The organism is Pseudomonas sp. GW822-FHT06B12 (assembly GCF_058799675.1).
Genome location: NZ_JBXALR010000007.1, coordinates 230194 through 248927 on the forward strand (window position 1 = coordinate 230194; position 18734 = coordinate 248927).

17 protein-coding genes are annotated in these 18734 nt (G+C 61.0%); 5 read left to right on the forward strand and 12 right to left on the reverse strand.

The features are described 5' to 3' along the window. From AC1RKH_RS17905 to AC1RKH_RS17920, 4 genes are read right to left on the reverse strand one after another with little or no spacing between them, the layout of a single operon-like run. Window positions 1-4572: an alpha-2-macroglobulin family protein gene (locus AC1RKH_RS17905; RefSeq protein WP_493063538.1), complete on the reverse strand. Its 4572-nt coding sequence runs from the start codon at window positions 4570-4572 to the stop codon at window positions 1-3. Then, on the reverse strand, window positions 4569-5219 hold the full coding sequence (locus tag AC1RKH_RS17910; RefSeq protein WP_493063537.1) for a DUF1175 domain-containing protein: 651 nt from the start codon (window positions 5217-5219) through the stop codon (window positions 4569-4571). Before AC1RKH_RS17910 ends, AC1RKH_RS17905 begins: the two co-directional genes overlap by 4 nt. Next, window positions 5204-6928 (reverse strand): DUF2138 domain-containing protein, encoded by a 1725-nt coding sequence (locus AC1RKH_RS17915; RefSeq protein WP_493063536.1) that lies wholly within the window; start codon window positions 6926-6928, stop codon window positions 5204-5206. Before AC1RKH_RS17915 ends, AC1RKH_RS17910 begins: the two co-directional genes overlap by 16 nt. Window positions 6929-6979: 51 nt before the next feature. After that, window positions 6980-7771 (reverse strand): YfaP family protein, encoded by a 792-nt coding sequence (locus AC1RKH_RS17920; protein ID WP_493063535.1) that lies wholly within the window; start codon window positions 7769-7771, stop codon window positions 6980-6982. A gap of 15 nt (window positions 7772-7786) precedes the next feature. Between AC1RKH_RS17920 and AC1RKH_RS17925 the strand changes: the two genes are divergently transcribed. The 5 genes from AC1RKH_RS17925 to AC1RKH_RS17945 all read left to right on the forward strand — a co-directional run bounded on the left by AC1RKH_RS17925 (window position 7787) and on the right by AC1RKH_RS17945 (window position 13334). Next, entirely contained in the window at window positions 7787-7912 is a 126-nt protein-coding gene (locus AC1RKH_RS17925; RefSeq protein WP_493063534.1) for a hypothetical protein, read from the forward strand. Between the two features lie 234 nt (window positions 7913-8146). Next, window positions 8147-8389 carry an exodeoxyribonuclease VII small subunit gene (locus tag AC1RKH_RS17930; protein ID WP_019693836.1) on the forward strand — a complete coding sequence of 81 codons (243 nt, stop codon included), beginning with the start codon at window positions 8147-8149 and terminating at the stop codon, window positions 8387-8389. Then, window positions 8386-9273, forward strand: coding sequence for a (2E,6E)-farnesyl diphosphate synthase (ispA, locus tag AC1RKH_RS17935; protein WP_493063533.1), 888 nt, complete (start codon window positions 8386-8388; stop codon window positions 9271-9273). Before AC1RKH_RS17930 ends, ispA begins: the two co-directional genes overlap by 4 nt. 110 nt (window positions 9274-9383) lie before the next feature. Beyond that, window positions 9384-11282: a 1-deoxy-D-xylulose-5-phosphate synthase gene (gene dxs / locus AC1RKH_RS17940; RefSeq protein WP_493063532.1), complete on the forward strand. Its 1899-nt coding sequence runs from the start codon at window positions 9384-9386 to the stop codon at window positions 11280-11282. 168 nt (window positions 11283-11450) lie between these two features. Beyond that, window positions 11451-13334: a TonB-dependent receptor domain-containing protein gene (locus AC1RKH_RS17945; RefSeq protein WP_493063531.1), complete on the forward strand. Its 1884-nt coding sequence runs from the start codon at window positions 11451-11453 to the stop codon at window positions 13332-13334. A 138-nt stretch (window positions 13335-13472) separates the two neighbouring features. Here AC1RKH_RS17945 and AC1RKH_RS17950 read toward each other — a convergent pair whose 3' ends face one another. The 8 genes from AC1RKH_RS17950 to ribH form a co-directional block, all read right to left on the reverse strand. Beyond that, window positions 13473-14270, reverse strand: a complete 798-nt coding sequence (locus AC1RKH_RS17950) for a cobalamin-binding protein (RefSeq protein ID WP_123423467.1) — start codon at window positions 14268-14270, stop codon at window positions 13473-13475. Next, window positions 14270-14689, reverse strand: coding sequence for an MFS transporter (locus AC1RKH_RS17955; protein ID WP_493063530.1), 420 nt, complete (start codon window positions 14687-14689; stop codon window positions 14270-14272). The genes AC1RKH_RS17950 and AC1RKH_RS17955 overlap by 1 nt, the downstream gene beginning before the upstream one ends. Further along, window positions 14686-15303 (reverse strand): GTP cyclohydrolase II, encoded by a 618-nt coding sequence (gene ribA / locus AC1RKH_RS17960; protein WP_123423465.1) that lies wholly within the window; start codon window positions 15301-15303, stop codon window positions 14686-14688. Before ribA ends, AC1RKH_RS17955 begins: the two co-directional genes overlap by 4 nt. Before the next feature lie 111 nt (window positions 15304-15414). After that, window positions 15415-16170: a substrate-binding periplasmic protein gene (locus AC1RKH_RS17965; RefSeq protein ID WP_493063529.1), complete on the reverse strand. Its 756-nt coding sequence runs from the start codon at window positions 16168-16170 to the stop codon at window positions 15415-15417. Between the two features lie 23 nt (window positions 16171-16193). Further along, a complete protein-coding gene (locus AC1RKH_RS17970) occupies window positions 16194-16697 on the reverse strand; it encodes a phosphatidylglycerophosphatase A family protein (RefSeq protein ID WP_493063528.1) in 504 nt (167 codons plus the stop codon). Next, window positions 16694-17659: a thiamine-phosphate kinase gene (gene thiL, locus AC1RKH_RS17975; protein ID WP_493063527.1), complete on the reverse strand. Its 966-nt coding sequence runs from the start codon at window positions 17657-17659 to the stop codon at window positions 16694-16696. The genes AC1RKH_RS17970 and thiL overlap by 4 nt, the downstream gene beginning before the upstream one ends. 21 nt (window positions 17660-17680) lie before the next feature. Further along, a complete protein-coding gene (gene nusB, locus AC1RKH_RS17980; protein WP_123423461.1) occupies window positions 17681-18181 on the reverse strand; it encodes a transcription antitermination factor NusB in 501 nt (166 codons plus the stop codon). Continuing rightward, the gene (gene ribH / locus AC1RKH_RS17985; protein WP_003228649.1) at window positions 18178-18654 is read right to left on the reverse strand and encodes a 6,7-dimethyl-8-ribityllumazine synthase; all 477 of its coding nucleotides are present in this window, start codon (window positions 18652-18654) and stop codon (window positions 18178-18180) included. The genes nusB and ribH overlap by 4 nt, the downstream gene beginning before the upstream one ends. Window positions 18655-18734: the final 80 nt, after the last annotated feature.

Below are 18734 nucleotides of genomic sequence, written 5' to 3' on the forward strand. Positions count from 1 at the left end.
TCATTTGACCGTGATCTGGCCGAGCGCCGGTTTCTGTTCCAGGGCCTGGTGCTGTGGCGCATAGACCTGTGTGAAGCGTACCGGCGGCAGGTTGAACTGACCTTTTTGCGAGAAACGCACCAGATGACGCAGACGCAATTCACCGCTCAGGGCATCCACCGGAATCGCGTAGGCCAATTGTCCCGGTTCGAAACGGGCCTTTTCCAACGCGCTCGGCTCGCTGCCGGCCTTGCCCACGAGCTTGATGCCCCAGGTCGTACGCTCAACATCCGCACCCGGTGGCAGCGGCACTTCGAGCATGCCGTAGCGCAGTGGCTTCGCGGCGTTGCTGGCGATGATCACTTCGTCCAGGTACAGACTGTCACTGGACAATGGCTGGGTGCCGACCGTTTCCAGCTTGAAGCTGAAGGCTTCGTCACCCGGCACCAGCCGCGACAGGCGACGTGTGATGGTCACAGCCATCGGATCGAATGCCGGTTGCTTGCTCTGGAAGCTCAACGCGGCCCGCAGCGGACGCTCCTGGGCGCCGGTCAGGGACAACATGCCAGGCACTTGCGCACCTTGCCACTGCCAGTAGATTTCGCCCGTAGCGCCCTGCTCTTGCTTCCAGCCCTCACCCGGTGTCAACGCAACGGCGGGTGAAGCCTGTTCGATGCTGCGTTGCAGCCAGGTCAGCGCCAAAGCACGCTCCAGAGTCGATTGCTGCGGCAACAGACGTTGCAACAACGCTGTCGCATGTGCCTGATCGAAGGGTTGCAGCGACAGGTTCAAGGCCTCGACAAACGACTGGGAGCTGACGGCCAGACGTTGCCTGGCATCCGCCAGTTGCCGATTGAAAGCGTCCGGCAGATTGACCTTCGCCTGCATGGCCATCGATGCGGTCAGCACGCGAGCACTGGCCAGACCCAGCGCCGAGTCCGGATCGCTCATGACAATGCTGTCTTCACCCTCGTCCATCAGGTTTGCAGCATTGCCCTCGCCTGCTTTCGCCAGATCATCCATCAAACCGCTGAGCAACGTGTTCACCGGCAAGTGCATCTGCCTGGCGAACGACACAATCAGCGCTCGCTGCAACAGCGGCGTGTCCTTCGCCTGCTTTGCGTAGATCTCCAGCACCTGCTGCCAGTGCTCTGGCGGCAGACTCAGATCCAGCGCCTTGCTGGCGTACCAGTCGGCGTAGTAGGCATACGCGGTGAGGAACGCATCCGGTTCGCCGTCCTGCCCCCACCAGGTGAAGCACGCAGAAGGCCCGGCCATTTGCACCAGTCGCAGACGGCTGTTCTGCATGATCAGCCGCAAGCGGTCGCGAATCCTCGGGGTCGACGACAAGGTCGGGTAAGCGATGCTTAGCGGCAGCAAACGACTGGCGGTCTGCTCGACGCCACCGTACGGGTAGCTCAACAGGTCGTCGAGGGCCGAACGGAACATCGCTTGCGGGCTGTCATCCAGCCGCAGGCGAATATCGCTGGCATCCGCCGGCAGGGTCAGCGGTGTATCGCCGCTCACCACATCCAGACTTTGGCTTTGAGTCACTTGCCAACCTTCGCCGGTCGCGGTCAGGCGCACGGCCAGGGCGTCTGCGGCTTTACCATCCTGCACCAACTCGGCGGTCCACTCGCCACTGGTCAATGCGAAGGCGGGTAGCGCGATGTAGTTGATGCCGTTGTTCAGGGTCACCGGCACACGCTGATCGACGCCGCCGTAATGGCTCACCAGCTCGGCCTTGACCGGTTTCTCGGACTGGCTGAAAGCGAACACCCCGAGATCCGGTTTGTCGCCGATGCGGAATTTGCTGGGGCCGCTCCATTTCAGGTACAGCGGTTTGTCCGAGCGCACGAATTGCTTCTTCTGACCGACCTGACCGTCATCGGCAATGGCACGGGCGGTGATGCGCCAGCGGGTCAGGGAGTCAGGCATCTTGAAGGTGAAGCGGGTCTTGCCGCTGGCGTCGGTCATCAATTCCGGCTGCCACGCTGCCGTATCAACGTCTTCGCGGCGTGGTCGCTCCAGCACTTTCACCCCGCGCTCGCTACGGTTGGCCTTGCCTGGTGCTCCAGGGCTGCCCGGCAAGGCCACGTCGTAGCTGATGAACGACAGGCTGGCGCTGGTGCGCACGTTGTTGCGCCGTGGGTGGTAGAAGAACTGGTCGATGGTCGGCGCGACTTCCGGTTGCAACGCGTAAACCATTTCATCCACCACGCTGACCGTCAGGTGCGCCGGAACAGGCTTGCCGGCGAAACGGGTGGTCAGGTCCACCGACACGGTATCGCCCGGCTGGTAGCTATCCTTGTCGGTGGCGATGGCCAAGTCGATCTGTGGCGCAACGACTTTGATGCCGATGTTCTGGAAGCTGTACTGGCCGCCCTTGGTGTAGAGCACGGAGAAGGTCAGGTTCGGGGCGAACGTGTCCTTCACCGGAATCCGCGCGCGGTACTGCGTGGGGCTGAGTTTTTCCATTCTCAGCCAGTCGCCGCCCTTGGACAGCAGCGCCGTGGCCTCGACTTTGTCGCGCTCCAGAGACAGCAGGGCATCACTGACCGGCTCAGGGAACGTAATCAATGCCAGCGCTTCATCGCCAGCCTTGTACTCGGGTTTGTCGAGAACGATTTCCACAGTGCCTGGCACGGCTTTGACGCCGTCGCCGGTGACCGAGTGGCCGGTGCCACCCAGCGCACGACCGTGGTCATCCTTCAACGTCAGGTTGTAGGTACCCGGGCGATCGAACGCCAGTTCAAAGCCTTTATCCGCGGCCGCGAGTTTGCCCTCGCCCTGGCTCTGGTCTTCCAGGCGCACCCAGCTGTAGGTGCTCGGGCTCAGCGCTTTGCTCTGCTCGCTGCCACCCTCGTTGACGTAGCTGAATGCAACCTTGTCGCCGACCGCACTGAAGCGCTGTGGCGCGCTCAAGCGGAAACTTGCGGCGCCGCGATCGATGAGGATTTCCTTGGTGGTCTTGACCCGATACGCCGCACCATCGCTGGCGAACACCGTGAGCATGTAGCGACTCGGTTTCTCGGCGGCCGGTAGGTCGAGTGTGGCGTTGCCCTTGGAATCGGTGGTCAGTTCGGTGCTGGTCAGCTCCACCGGGAATTGCCCGAGGTATTGCAGTTCGTTGTCGACCATCGACAGTTGCTGGGCACGCAGGCTCAGGCTCAACTTGGCGTTGGCCACGGGCTTGCCGTCCGGGTACAGCAACACGAGGCTACCCTTGACCGGTTCGCCGGTGCGGTAATCCTGTTTGGCCAGGTTCAGGGAAATTTCGAAGTGCGGCTTGATGTATTCCGCAACGCGAAAAGCACTGCTGTAAGCCTGATCCTTGTAGCTGAAGCGCAGCTCATAACCACCGGCCACGGCGTTTTCCGGCAACTGGAAGCGGCCCTGCGTACCGGCCTTGGAATCCAGCTTCAGCGCCAACGATTGCAGCGCGGTGCCGGTGGCATCCAGCACGCTGACGTTGACGTCGGCAGCAGCCGGCAGCACCGAATCCCGGGCGTTCTTGAACTCGCGACCAACGATTTTCAGCGACACCCAATCCCCCGGCCGATAGAGCGGACGGTCGGTGAATGCATAGAGTTTGGTGTCGTAGATCTCACTGTCGTAATAGAAGTTCTCGGAGACAAACACCCCGCCCTCTTCGTCCTCGCCGATCACGAAGGAACGCTCCGGGCTGACGTGCTTCAGACGCAGCAAACCATCGGCATCCGTGGTGCCACTGCTCATGACACCCAGGCCATCGGTCCACAGCACATTGACCTTGGGCACTGAACTACCTTCATGTTTGCGTGCGGCCCAGACCAGCAGTTCATCACCAGCAATCTTGCTCACGGCCACGGTGTTGGAGACGAACACCATGGTGGTCGCACGGTACTTGCCGATCAGGGCCTCCACCAGATACAGCCCCGGCTTCAGATGACCCAACGGGATGTAGACGTTACCCGGCGCGACACTGATGAACTCGCTGGAAGAACCCGCCAGGTTCACACCCGCAGGCGGCTGTATCGGCTTGGCCTCCCACAGCGGATAACGAAACTGGCTGACCACCGGCAAACCCGGAATCAGGGCAAATTGCGGCTGCGCGTCGTAAGGCGTTCGCGCGACGATGGCGGTGCCCATCTTCAGTTCCGGCACTTCCTCGGTGACCTGTTTGCGAGACTCGTAAGAAAACGCTCGCTGCATCACCCGACGGGATTTGCGGTACCAGCTGTCCCACAGGTAGGCGAGAGTGTTCGACAGGCCTTCGCCCTTGAACTGGCCGTCGCTGACCACGCGGTGCAAGTTCTTCTGACGCTTGAGGAAATCCAGCGGCTTGTCGATCCGATAGACCCGAATGTCCGCGCCGCCGTAGGGTTCCATGCGATACCGGCGATAGTCGCGGCCCGGCGCTTCGAGGCGAACCATCGCCTGCTCATCACTGGCAAAACTGCTGTCGGCCAGCAGGAAAAAACTTTCACCGGCCACCGCCGTATAGCCGCTGGGTTCGATGGAATCATCAGCATTGACCGTGGCCAAAGGGGCCAGCAATGCCAACAACAGAGGCAATCTTGAACACATGCGCAACATGCGGGCACCGATCATTGGGAGAGAAAGTTCAGTCGATAGACGCCGATGAAGTTGGGGTTGGCTGCGTCGGGAATCCATCGGGTGTCCTTCCATGTCATGAGTTGCTGCAGGCTTGCGGAGCGCATGCCGTTGTCGGTAGGGGTGGTGGTGCCGGTGTGATAGGCGATGTAGCGGCCCATCCAGATCATCAGGTGCTGGTCGTCGCCCTGATCGAAAAACATCAGATCACCAGGCCGGGCCTGGGCCAGGTCGCGGCCCACCCGATGGCTGTTGTACTGGATCAGCTTGATGGCGTTGACGTAAGGCCCGACCTTGCCGCCGCCCTGCTGCCATTGCTGGGCGAGGCCACGCTGGGCGTCGCTCAATTGCAGTTCCGGCGGCAGGTAGCGATTGGACAGGCCATTGCTACGCAGCCATTTGTCATCGTGGACTTTCAACGCTTCGTTGGCGGCGAAGCGCACCAGCCCGGCGCAGTCCTGCTGATACCAGCGCGGGCTCGGGCCCTGGGTCAATTGTTCCTGGGCGATGCGCACAAACCAGGCGCGAAATACCTGGGATTGCTGCGGGTCAAGCGGCGCGGCTTCGCTGGCAAATGCCCGCGTGCCGAGCAGCAGTGCCAGCAGGCCAAGGCCTCGGATGAGTGCCGTCACAGGGCTTTCCATTCCAGCGGAAGCCATTGCCAGTGGCCATCGGGCTCGCTGCCTTTGGGCAAGGTCAGGGCGTATTTTCCGTAGCCGCCGAGTGTGCGCAGTTTCGGAATCAGGTAGGTTTGCGCGGCGTTGTAGAAAACCGGCTCCATGTCTTGCGGCAGGCTATCCAGGGTTTCCCGTTGCATCAGTTGTGCCATGGAATCCGGGCCGAAGTAGAGCGGCGTCAGCTGATCTTTCGGCAACACGTCGGCCAGTGGCGGGAAACGTTTGTCGAGGGTGCCCAGGGCCTTGTCCACCAGTGTGTCGTCGAGGGAGAACAACAGCGTCGAGCCGTGGCGCGCCAGACTCACCCGCAGGAACGCCTTGCCGGTGATTGCTTCAGGCTGCTCGGCAGCCTTGGCCGGGTATTGGCCAAAGTTGGAGCTGACCTGGCGCTGCCACCGATGGGTTTCGCCTTGCTGTTTCTCGACCACTGCAAAGGCGTGTTCGGCGACATTGCTTTCATAGGCGCCCACCATCGAGCCAAACAGCTTGCCCAGATCGCCGTCGAGCTTGGCACTGCCCTTGTCATTCAGACTGGCGACCAGCAACGGCGTGTACAGCCGTGAGTCGGCGTACCAGCAGAGGCCGGCGGCACCGGCCACATGGTCGGTCAGGGCCTGGGCCACCGCTTCGTCGGCGCCGAGTTTCACCAGCAGCGGTTTTTGTTGTTCGGCGGCCAGCGGCAGGGCCACGCAGGCGCTGGCGCCTATGGGCATGGCTTGCCAGATCGGTTTGAAATCGAAGTCCGGCTGGTTTTCCAGTTCATCCATGGCCAGGAAACTGTGCCAGCCCTTATCGTCCATGTCGAAACGCAACCCGGCGAAGTTCGGGATGAAGCGCTGGTAACCCATGGCTAATACGCTGGAATTGACCGAGAGCCGTTGTTTGACCTCCGGGGCTTTAGGTTGCAGGCCGAAGGCTTCGGGGAAGAGCTTTTCGCCACCCAGCAGTGCTTCCAGCGCCTGGGTCGAGACCATGCCGTGCTCGTCGGTCGGACCATGGCCCATGTCATACAGCTTGCGCGGGTTGGACAGCACCACCAGTTTGTCGCCGTGAGAAGCGAACACCAGGGCTTTGCTGGCGTTGTAGGTGAGTTGATAAACCGGCACCACATCGCCGGCGACGCTAATCTCGCCAAGCTGGCTCAACTGCGAATCATCCAGCGCTACTTTAGCCAACGGCTCCAGTACCTTGGCCAGGCCACCGCGATCCATCACCAGCAGAAAGTCCTTCAGGCGACCATCCGCCCCACGCCACAGCGCCACGTCCGCCGGCTGATCGAATAGCTGTTCGATCAGGCTGTCCTGCAACTTGAGGTCATGCTCGTAAATGATCCGGCGCAGACTGCCGATCAGCCCGAGGCGATCCGCATGGGCTTCGTAGTAGAAGACGAAATCTTCGGTCAGGGTTTCCTTGAGAAATGGCACCGTCAGCAAGTCCTTGGGCAACTGGCTCAAGGAACGGGTTTCGAGCAAACCGTCCGGTCGGCTCATGCCCAGTTTGTCACTGGCCAACTGCTCAGGCGGCGCCTTGGGCTTGTGCATGAACCAGCCCAACCCGCCCGCCACGCCGACCACCAGGCACAGCCCGATCAGCAGCGCCGGCCAACGACGGGAGGCTTTAGCCGCGGGCGCGTCGGCGGCCGGGGAATCGGCCGGTGAAATCGTGTTATCGCTCATGTTCACGCTCATGTTCCCAAAGCTCAGCAATTCATCCGTGGTGCGGGATGTTCAATAGTTGAAAGTCTTGACCAGCAGCAGATCACCGATAGCCCGCAAGGGCACGATGAATGTTTCGCGTTTTTCGTCGACGGTGTTTTCGTTGAGCACCAGGTTGATTTGCGAGGTGATCACCTCGTTCTGATTGCTGGACTCATCGAAGTTATAGCCACCACTGCCGAAGTTGCCCCAATAGTTCACGTAAACCAGATAGGTGCCATGCATCGGTGCGGTCATGGTGAACATTTCCGGGCCCGGGCCATCGACACCATCCGGGTCGAGGCCGCCGCCGTTGGTCAACGTCGTGTGGGCGAAAAACGCATGCTGGCCGTCGGGGGTAATGATGTGCAGATCGAGTTCGGCCTTCGGATCGTCCCAACCCAGCACCACGCGAATCCGCGCCGGGGTGCGCAGGTTATTCGCCTCATAGAACTGCACGCGCTTGAGCGACTTACCTTCGGAACTGCGGACTTCGACGCTGTTGGAACCGGCGCCGAACGCATACGGCCGGGTGAAACGCCCGTTGTCATCGGTGTACAGGTTCAGGGGATTGCCGTTGACCGCGAGGGTGTGAGGCCCGCGCAGCGTGCCAATGGCCTTGAGCTGACCCTCGATCATCGTGCGATTGCGCTGCACGCCCCGATCGATGGGCGGTGTGGGGTAGGCGACTTGAGGGTTTTCACTGCGGTCCAGCAGGCCGTTATAGCGCCAGCCACCCACCGGTTCCGACACTTCGGCCGTGGGCCCCGCCCAGGCAGCCGATGCGCAGACCAGTGCGACCAGCAGTGAAAGAAAACAACGCATGTGACGCCTCCTGCCATGCATAACGAAACCTTGCGCCCGATCCTCGGCGCGTTACAGATCAAAAAACTGCGTTTCGTCAGAAAGACCCGTGGTTATTGGGTCGTAGAAAGCGCGAAGGTTAGCGATATGGACGGTTTTTAACAATCAGATACAACTAAATTTGCGGCGAGAATCACGCCCGCTGCCGGACGGTGAGCCTGATAGCGAGCTTATTTGGCCCACGAAAAGAGCCGAATAAGGGATAGATCGTCAGAGGGTCCTGACATCAACGTGGTTTCGCCCCATGACGGCGGCGCCAAATGCCCCCTCCATTTGCCCCTCTCCCCCCTATCTGCTAGTGTCGCGCCGGTTTAACGTCTACCGGAAATCGCCGCCATGGCCCGCAAAAAAGCTGCACTGGATTTCGAACAATCCCTCGCTGACCTGCAAACGCTGGTCGAGCGCCTGGAGAACGGCGAGCTGTCGCTGGAAGACTCGTTGACCGCTTTCGAGCAAGGCATCGGTTTGACCCGCGATTGCCAGGCTGCGCTGGCGCAGGCCGAGCAGAAGGTTCAGGTGCTGCTTGAGCGTGATGGCGAGCTGACCGAGGCTCCCTTTGACGCGGAACAGCCAGAATGATCGCGGCGTATTCGGCCAGCAGCCAGGCCCGAGTCAACGCGGCACTCGAAACCCTGTTCAACGCGCCGAGTGCTGAACTCGCACGCTTATATGAAGCGATGCGCTACAGCGTGATGAATGGCGGCAAACGCGTTCGTCCGTTGCTGGCTTACGCTGCGTGTGAAGCGCTGGGCGGTGACGTGGAGCAAGCCAACGGCGCGGCGTGTGCGGTGGAGTTGATCCATGCGTACTCGTTGGTGCACGACGACTTGCCGGCGATGGACGATGACGATCTGCGTCGCGGCCAGCCGACCACGCATAAAAAATTCGACGAAGCCTGCGCGATTCTCGCCGGTGACGGCCTGCAAAGCCTGGCTTTCAGCGCCCTGCTCGACCCGCATCTGAATGGCGCCGACACTGAAATCCGCCTGCAAATGGTCAGTGCCCTGGCGTTGGCGGCGGGCCCGGCCGGGATGGTCGGCGGTCAAGCCATCGACTTGGGTTCGGTCGGTTTGAAGCTCGATCAAAAAGCCCTCGAATACATGCATCGGCACAAGACCGGCGCGTTGATCGAAGCCAGCGTCAAACTCGGAGCCCTGGCCAGTGGCCGCGCCGAAAAAGACCAACTCAAATCCTTGCAGACGTATGCACAGGCCATCGGCCTGGCGTTTCAGGTGCAAGACGACATTCTCGACGTCGAAAGCGATACCGAAACCCTCGGCAAACGCCAGGGCGCCGATATTGCCCGGGACAAACCGACTTACCCGGCGCTGCTCGGCCTCGACGCGGCCAAGGCCTATGCCCTGGAACTGCGCGATCAGGCCCTGCACGCACTGCGACCGTTTGACGCGTCGGCCGAGCCGCTGCGTGACCTGGCGCGCTATATCGTCGAACGCCGCAGCTGATCACAGGCTCGCTGCCCACCGCATTTCGGCCAAGTTCCGAGCTCTGCGTGGGCAGCGTGCGATGCATCAGGTAAACTGCCGCATCTTTTATACCTATAACGATTCGCCTGATGCCCACGACGTTTCATGAGATTCCCCGCAAGCGCCCGACCACGCCCCTGCTCGACCGTGCCAACACGCCGGACGGCCTGCGCCGGTTAGGCGAAGCCGAGCTGGAAACCCTGGCGAATGAGTTGCGCCTGGAATTGCTCTACACGGTCGGTCAGACCGGTGGGCATTTCGGTGCCGGCCTGGGTGTTATCGAGCTGACTATCGCGTTGCATTACGTTTTCGACACCCCGGACGACCGGCTGGTGTGGGACGTAGGTCATCAGGCCTATCCGCACAAGATCCTCACCGGTCGCCGCGAGCGCATGGGCACCCTGCGCCAGAAGGACGGCCTTGCGGCTTTCCCGCGTCGTTCCGAGAGCGAGTACGACACCTTTGGCGTCGGCCACTCCAGCACCTCGATCAGCGCGGCGCTGGGCATGGCGATTGCTGCCCGCCTGCAAAACAGTGATCGCAAGGCGATCGCAGTAATCGGCGACGGCGCACTGACCGCGGGCATGGCGTTCGAAGCACTGAACCACGCGCCGGAAGTCGACGCCAACATGCTGGTGATCCTCAACGACAACGACATGTCGATCTCGCGCAACGTTGGCGGGCTGTCGAACTATCTGGCGAAGATCCTTTCCAGCCGCACGTACGCAAGCATGCGTGAAGGCAGCAAAAAGGTCCTGTCGCGCCTGCCCGGCGCCTGGGAAATTGCCCGTCGTACCGAAGAATACGCCAAAGGCATGCTGGTTCCCGGCACCCTGTTCGAAGAGCTGGGCTGGAACTACATCGGCCCGATCGACGGCCATGACCTGCCCACCCTGATCGCCACCCTGCGCAACATGCGTGACCTCAAGGGCCCGCAGTTCCTGCACGTCGTGACCAAAAAAGGCAAAGGCTTCGCCCCGGCGGAAGTCGACCCGATCGGTTACCACGCGATCACCAAGCTCGAACCGCTGGACGCTCCGGCTGCCGCGCCGAAAAAAGCCGGCGGGCCGAAGTACTCCGGCGTGTTTGGCGAGTGGCTGTGCGACATGGCCGCTGCTGACCCGCGTCTGGTCGGCATCACCCCGGCGATGAAAGAAGGCTCCGACCTGGTGGCTTTCAGCGAGCGCTTCCCGCTGCGCTATTTCGACGTGGCGATTGCCGAGCAACACGCTGTGACCCTCGCGGCCGGCATGGCCTGCGAAGGCGCCAAACCGGTGGTGGCGATTTACTCGACGTTCCTGCAGCGCGGCTACGACCAGCTGGTTCACGATGTCGCAGTACAGAACCTCGACGTGCTGTTCGCCATCGACCGTGCAGGTCTGGTGGGCGAAGACGGCCCGACTCACGCGGGCAGTTTCGACCTGTCGTTCCTACGGTGCATCCCCGGTATGGTGGTGATGACCCCGAGCGACGAAAACGAGCTGCGCAAAATGCTCAGCACCGGCCATCTGTACAACGGCCCGGCAGCAGTGCGTTACCCACGGGGTACGGGGCCGAACGCGACCATCGAGAAAAACCTCGAACCGATTGAAATCGGCAAAGGCGTGATTCGTCGTCAGGGCAGCACAGTCGCCCTGCTGGTGTTCGGCGTGCAATTGGCCGAAGCACTGAAAGTCGCGGAAAAAATCGATGCGACCGTGGTCGACATGCGCTTCGTCAAACCGCTGGATGAAGCATTGGTACGCGAGATCGCTGGCAGCCACGAGTTGCTGGTGACTATCGAAGAAAACGCCATCATGGGCGGTGCCGGTGGCGCCGTCAGCGAGTTCCTCGCCCGCGAAAACCTGCTCAAGCCTGTTTTGCACCTGGGCCTGCCGGACGTTTACGTCGAGCACGCCAAACCGGCGCAAATGCTCGCCGAATGCGGTCTGGATGAAGCGGGTATCGAAGCGGCTGTGCGTAAGCGCCTGCAGTTGCTGGGCCTCTAAACCCCTGATTCATGCAATACCCCTTGTGGGAGCGAGCCTGCTCGCGATAGCGGACTTTCAGTCAACTTAGATGTTGGCTGACGTACCGTCATCGCGAGCAGGCTCGCTCCCACATTTGTTTTTTGTGCCCTTCAAATTGTGTTCGCCCAAAATGCCAATGGACTGCCCATGAACTTCCCTCGCCTCGCTCTGACGTTGAGCCTTTTGCCTGCCGGACAGCTTTTGGCCGACACCTTCGAACGCGAGCAAGCCCTGAAACTGCCCGACGTGCTGATCAGCGCCAACCGCCAGGTCGAAGCACGCAACGACAGCAGCGCCGCCAACACCGTGTTCACCCGTGAAGACATCGACCGCCTGCAACCGAGCAGCGTGACAGACCTGCTGCGCCGGGTGCCGGGTGTACAGGTTGCGCAAAGCGGCGGACGCGGCAGCCTGCCGGGGATTTACATTCGCGGCACCAACTCAGCGCAGACTCTGGTGTTGGTGGACGGTCAGCGCATCGGTAACTCGACGTCCGGCGACAGCAACCTGCAACACCTGAATATCCAGCAGATCGAGCGCGTGGAAGTGCTGCGCGGTTCGCGCTCGGTGATTTACGGCAGTGATGCGATTGGCGGCGTGATTCAGATCTTTACCCGTCGCGGTACCGAGTCGGGTCTGCAACCGCGCTTGCACATGGGGTTTGGCAGCAACCAGACCTGGGAACGCAGCCTGGGCTTGTCCGGGGGGGATGCGCAAACCCGTTTCAACCTCGGTGCCAGCCTCGATGACAGCGCCGGAATCAATCGCACTCACCAGTCATACCCCAGCGATGACGACCACGATGCCTATCGCAACAACTCCGTCAGCCTGAGCCTGAGTCATGCCTTCAATGACGATATCGAGGCCGGCCTGAATATCCTCGATAACCGTGGCAAAAACGAGTTCGACAACCCGTTCGGTCGCTACGACATGAGCACCGGCAACAGCGTCCAGCAAAAGCCCTACAACGACTTCACCGTAAGCAGCGTCAGCAGCTATGTCGACGCCCACATCAACGATGCGTGGAAATCCCGCGTAGAGCTGGGCCATAGCGAAAACCGCGAAGAAACCTTCGACAAGCTCAGCGACGATCACAGCGTGTTCAATACCTACCGCAACTCGCTGAACTGGCAGAACGATCTGACGCTGAACCCGCAGAACAGCCTGATTCTTGGCGGTGATTGGTATGAAGATCGGGTCAACAGCAGCACGCCATTCGATGAAGACAGTCGCTGGAACCGCGCGGTGTTTATCCAGCATCGTTTCCAGGCTGAGAGTTTCTCCACCGAACTGGGTCTGCGTCGCGACCAGAATCAGCAGTTCGGCGGCCAGAACAGCTGGAGCGGCACCTTCACCCTGCCGCTGAACCCGGACAACGACGTGTTGCTGAGCTACAGCGAAGGTTTCCGCGCACCGACCTTCAACGACCTCTACTACCCGGATTTCAGCAACCCGAACCTGAAACCCGAAACCTCGAAAAGCTACGAAGTGCAGTGGCGCAGTCAGCTGAGCGAAACCAGTCGTCTGGAAGCCTCGCTGTACCGCACCGACCTTGAAGACGCGATCATCTTTGGCAGCCACTCACGTCCGGAAAACATCGCGTCGGCGCGGATCAATGGTTTCGAAGCGGCCCTCAAACAGGAGTTGTTCGGCTGGCAGAGCAACCTCGGTGTTGCGATCATTGACCCGCGAGATCGCGACAGCGGCCACACCCTGACCCGCCGCGCACGACGGACCTTGAGCCTGGATCTGGACCGTCAGTTTGATCGGCTTGGGCTCGGCGCCAGTTGGCAGGCGGTGAGCAGCAGCTATGACGACAAGGACAACCGTCAGCCGCTGGGCGGTTACGCCCTGCTCGGGTTACGCAGCAGTTGGGCGCTGAATCACCAGGTCACGCTGGAGATGAAAGTCGATAACCTGCTGAACAAGGATTACAGCCGCTCACTCTACGAACATGACGGTAGCCAGTACGGGTATCGCGAAGAAGGCCGGGCGTTGATGTTTGGCGCGAGCTGGATACCACAGATCTAACCAGAGATTGGCGGTGCTTAGACTGGCCCCATCGCGAGCAAGCTCGCTCCCACATTGGCTCTATGTCGAGCACAAAATGTGTGGCTGAACTCGATCTACTGTGGGAGCGAGCTTGCTCGCGATGGTCACGCCTCGGTCTCAGTGGTCCGGCGCGATTAACCGACATAACTTGGCGGTCGCCGCGATCATCTGCCCGCTCGGCCGCTCCAGGCCTTTATCCGTCACCAGCAGCAATTGCCCTTGAGCCACCGCCGTCACCTGCGGCCAGGCTTTCCAGGCGTCGAGCTGTGCCTGGCTGCTGGCGAGAATCGCCTGGGGATTACGCGAAAGCACTGACTCCACACTGACCTGCGGCGCCGGCAAGGTCATGTCGGCAAACACGTTGCGCGCACCGCACACCTCAAGCGCATCGCTGATGATCTGCCCGCCGCCCACGGTGTAGAGCGGTTGATCCCAGACCTGATAAAACACCCGAAGCGGTTCTGCTCGTTGATAGCGTTGGCGTAAATCGTCGAGTTGTTTGCGTAGATCAGCCGCAAGTGTACGCCCACGCTCCGGCCGGCCTAGCTGCTTGGCTATCGCTTCGATTTGGCGGGTCAGTTGTTTGAGGTTATGCGGTTCGGCGACGTAGGTCGGGATACCCAATCGACTCAGTTGCTCACGCTGCGCCGGGCCGATGCTGCCGGGCCAGAGCAACAGCAAATCCGGTTTGAGACTGAGCAGGCGCTCCATATCCAGCTGACCGTAACGGCCAACGGAAGGGATGGACTTGAGTTCTGCAGGACGCTCGCCAGCATCGAGCACGCCCACCAACAGGTCGGCCGAGCCCAGTTCAACGACGATTTCCGAGAGTGAGGGCGCGAGGCTGATGACTCGTTCGACCGCTGCCGCCGAGCCACTGATGGCCAGCAGCAGAACCGCCAGCCAGCGGCGCATCAGCCGAGTTGACGCGGAATACGGTAGAGGTAGAACAGCACCGTGGTCGACAGCGCCAGCAGCACCAAAGGCACCGCTTCAAGGCCGACGAATACCGCCAGTGCGCCGATCCAGGCCGGCAGGGCCGCGACGAGGAATGCCATACGGCGCTTAGCCGCCAGGGCAACCCAGGCTGCGGGCTCTTGCGGGGTGTCGAGGGCTTTCTGGGTGGCGATCAAGGCGTGTTTGAAGCCGCCGAAAAACCGCAGGCTGACAAACATCGAGGCTACCCCGGCAATGAAAAACGGCATCGCCAGCACCGGCAAAAACGCCTCGCTCTGACCGAACACGCCGTTAATCACCAGCAGCGGCAGCAAGGCCAGCGCAAAGTATTGCCACCAGTTGACGGACAGCCTCCGCCGGACCTGGCCGCGAGTCACGCCCGATCTGCCTCGCCCTGATGCTCGTTGCCCATCATGTGGTCGAGCTTGCTGGCCTTGGTCGCCAGGTAGAGTTTGTTGTGCGGATTATGGCCAGTGTGCAGCGGCACGCGCTCGGCGACCACGATGCCCATGTCAGTCAAGGCGTTGACCTTGCGTGGGTTGTTGGTCATCAGGCGCAGGGATTTCACGCCCAGGTGCTCAAGCATCGGCAGGCACATGGCGTAGTCGCGCTGGTCGGCGGCAAAGCCCAGACGCTCGTTGGCCTCAACGGTGTCGGCACCACCGTCTTGCAGTTCATAGGCGCGGATCTTGTTCAGCAGGCCAATGCCACGGCCTTCCTGACGCAGGTAAAGCAACACACCACGACCTTCGCGGGCAATCGCCTGCAACGCCGCCTCGAGTTGCGAACCGCAGTCGCAACGCTGGCTGAACAAGGCATCGCCGGTCAGGCATTCGGAGTGCAACCGGCCGAGTACCGGGGCACCGTCGGCAACATCACCCAGACTCAGTACGACGTGCTCGCGGCCAGTGGCCTCATCGAGAAAGCCATGCATGGTGAATTGCGCAAAAGGCGTTGGCAGCTTGGAAGCGGCGACAAAAACGACAGGCACCGGTGTGCTCCTGATCTGTATGTACTGGAGATTCGCAGAGGCGGCATTGTAACAGCAGGTTCCTACAGACGCTTAGGCTGAATTATCGGCCATAACGATCAAAATGTTCGATCACTGCCCTGCCGGCCTGACGTTCTCATCAAAGGGATAAGGTTGTTTCCAATGCTCGAAAATCGGTTTCAACTGGCCGCTTTTCACCAGCAACTCCATGCGTTTGTCGTACAACGCCATCAAGGCGCGGGCCTGAGGTGTATCGGCGAAACCGAGGAACAGCGGCAGTTCGGTCAAGTGAGTTCGCCGGTACTGGGACGGATCCTCGGCTTCTGCGAGCACCTCATTGATTTCCGTCAGCGCGTCGATGTAGAAATCCGCCCGAGCCTGCTTGAGCATCGGCAGGATCCCGGTGCGGCGCTCGATCTGGTTATAGCGGTGAATGTTCGGCAGGTAACTCTCGTAGCGGTAGCCACGGACCCAGACCAGTCGATACTTGCCCAACGTCGTCAGCGTTGGCTCCGGGTCGCTCGCAAGGCCCAGGGCATAAATATGATCGGTATCGAAATTCCAGTGGGGGTACAGCACCTGATCGACCTCGTTGGCATAGGAACCGACCAACGCATCCACTTCACGACGCTGCACCAGCCCCACCGAACGGGTGTAAGGCACGGTGCGAATATCCAGTTTCACCCCGGCCGGCTCGAACACTGCGCGCAAAATGTCCCAGGCCAGCCCATGACCATCGGCGGCGGTGTAGTCATCCCAGTCCTCGCTGGCCAGATGAATCACCGCCGGTGTCGTCGGCACATCCGCCGCACGGGCGACCGAACAGAACACAGCAAAAACCAGAACCCACAACCAGCGCCCCACCATCCCTTAGCCTCTCAATCTGCCCATCAGGCGAAATACCGGACCAGTCCCTGCAGCACCAACCAGGCAAACACCCCGGCGAGCACGTCATCGAGCATGATCCCGACACCGCCATGCACATGCCGGTCGATCCAGCGAATCGGCCATGGCTTGAGAATGTCGAAGAAGCGGAACAACAGGAATCCCGCCAACAACCAGTACCAACCCGCCGGTACCAGCCACAGGGTGATCCACATCCCGACCATTTCGTCCCAGACGATACCTTCGTGGTCGTGTACCCGCAGATCGTCGGCGACCTTGCCGCACAGCCAGAAGCCGAACAGCAGGGTGATGCCGAGCATCAGCCAGTAACCCCAGTCCGGCAACATCTGCCATAACGGGATAAAGGGTAGCGCAACCAGCGAGCCCCAGGTGCCCGGCGCTTTGGGCAAGGTGCCCGAGCCGAAACCGAAGGCCAGGAAATGCCAGGGATTGCTCCAGACCGATGGCTGCACGCGTGCTGCCGGGTCCTGTTTGGACTGATCTGTCACGGTGTCTCCCGAAAATGTTGATAGCCCCGGGTTTGCGGGGTGATGTCCTGCCCGTTCGCGTCCAGCAGCGTCACGCCCTGCCCGGCCACGACCTGGCCGATAACATGGATCGGCCAACCGTCGGCGAGCAATGCCGGCAATTGCGCGGGCGGCAAAGTGAAGGCCAGCACGTAGTCATCGCCACCACTCAAGGCCGCCATGCGGGCCGCATTCTCACCGAGAAAGCTCACCAGTGCCGTGGACAGTGGCAGTTTTTCGCTTTCGATCAGCAAGCCGACAGCTGAAGCCTTGGCGATATGCCCGCAATCGGCGAGCAAACCATCGGAGATATCCAGTGCCGAGGTGGCCTTGCCACGCAACGCCATCCCCAGATCAAGCTGCGGCTGCGGTGACCAATAATGCGCCAACAACGGCCCGGCAACATCGGCTGGCGCGACGCGCTCACCCAGCACCAACGACAGCGCGCCAGCCGCATTGCCCAATTCACCGCCCACACACACCAGGTCACCGGGTTGCGCACCGCTGCGTGTCAGGGCAAGGCCCGCCGGGACGCGGCCGAACACGGTCATGGTCAGGCTCAGCGGGCCGCGTGTAGTGTCGCCACCCACCAGCCGTACACCGCAGTTTTGTGCCATCGCGTTCAAACCACGGGCGAAGGCGTCCAGCCAATCGGCGGTTACCGTCGGCAGGGTCAGGGCAAGGGTAAAGGCAATCGGGGTGGCGCCCATGGCAGCCAGGTCGCTGACCGCGACAGCCAGCGAACGCTGACCGAGCAGGAACGGGTCGCAAGGGTCTGCGAAATGCACACCGGCCACGAGCGTGTCGGTGGAAATCGCCAGCTGCTCCCCTGCGGGAACAGCGAGCAAGGCGCAGTCGTCGCCGATGCCCAAGGCAACGCCTTCACCGCCCTGCGCACAAGGCGCGGCGGCGAAGTAATTGCGGATCAGCTCAAACTCGCCCATTGGCAGCTGTTCAAGCGCAATTCAGCGCTTGAACGCCTTCACTTCAGCTTCACGCAGGCGCGGGGCCAGTTTGTCGAGCACACCGTTGACGAACTTGTGACCGTCGGTGGAACCGTAGACTTTCGCCAGCTCGATACCTTCGTTGATCACCACACGGTACGGAACGTCGACGCGTTTGATCAGTTCCCAGGTCGACAGGCGCAGAACCGCCAATTCAACCGGATCGAGCTCATCAATGGTGATGTCCAGGCACGGGGCGAGCGCAGAGTCGATCTCGGTCTTGTGCGCCGGCACACCGTGCAGGATGTCGTGGAAGTAGGCGGCATCGACATCGCTGAAATCGTTATCGACCCGGAACTGCGCTTCAATCTCGTTCAGCGAAGTTTTGGCCATGTGCCATTGGTACAGAGCCTGAGTCGCGAGCTGACGGGCTTCGCGACGCTTGACGCTCTTGGATGGCTTGCCAGCGTCCGCAGGTTTCGGATCGCGCGGGTTGAAACGATCGCTTTCGTCGCTAATCACTTGGCCTCCAACTGCGCCAGCAGGCTGACCATTTCCAGAGCGGACAAGGCAGCTTCAGCACCTTTGTTGCCGGCCTTGGTGCCGGAACGTTCGATGGCTTGCTCGATCGAGTCGACAGTCAGTACGCCGAAAGCGACTGGAACGCCGAACTCCATGGACACCTGGGCCAGACCTTTGGTGCACTCGCCAGCCACGTATTCGAAGTGCGGAGTACCGCCACGAATGACCGCGCCCAGCGCGATGATTGCCGCGAACTCGCCTTTCTGAGCGACTTTCTGCGCAACCAGCGGGATTTCGAAGGCGCCAGGGGCACGGATGATGGTGATGTCGCTTTCGCTCACGCCATGGCGAACCAGGGCATCAACAGCACCGCTTACCAGGCTTTCGACAACGAAGCTGTTGAAACGGCCAACAACCAAAGCGTAGCGGCCTTTGGGGGCGATGAAGGTACCTTCGATGGTCTTCAGGGTCATTCGACAAATCTCTTAAAGAGCCGGGACGCGTTCAGTACGCGTCCCTCAGTGATATTTGAACCGCAAACAAAGGGGTGAAA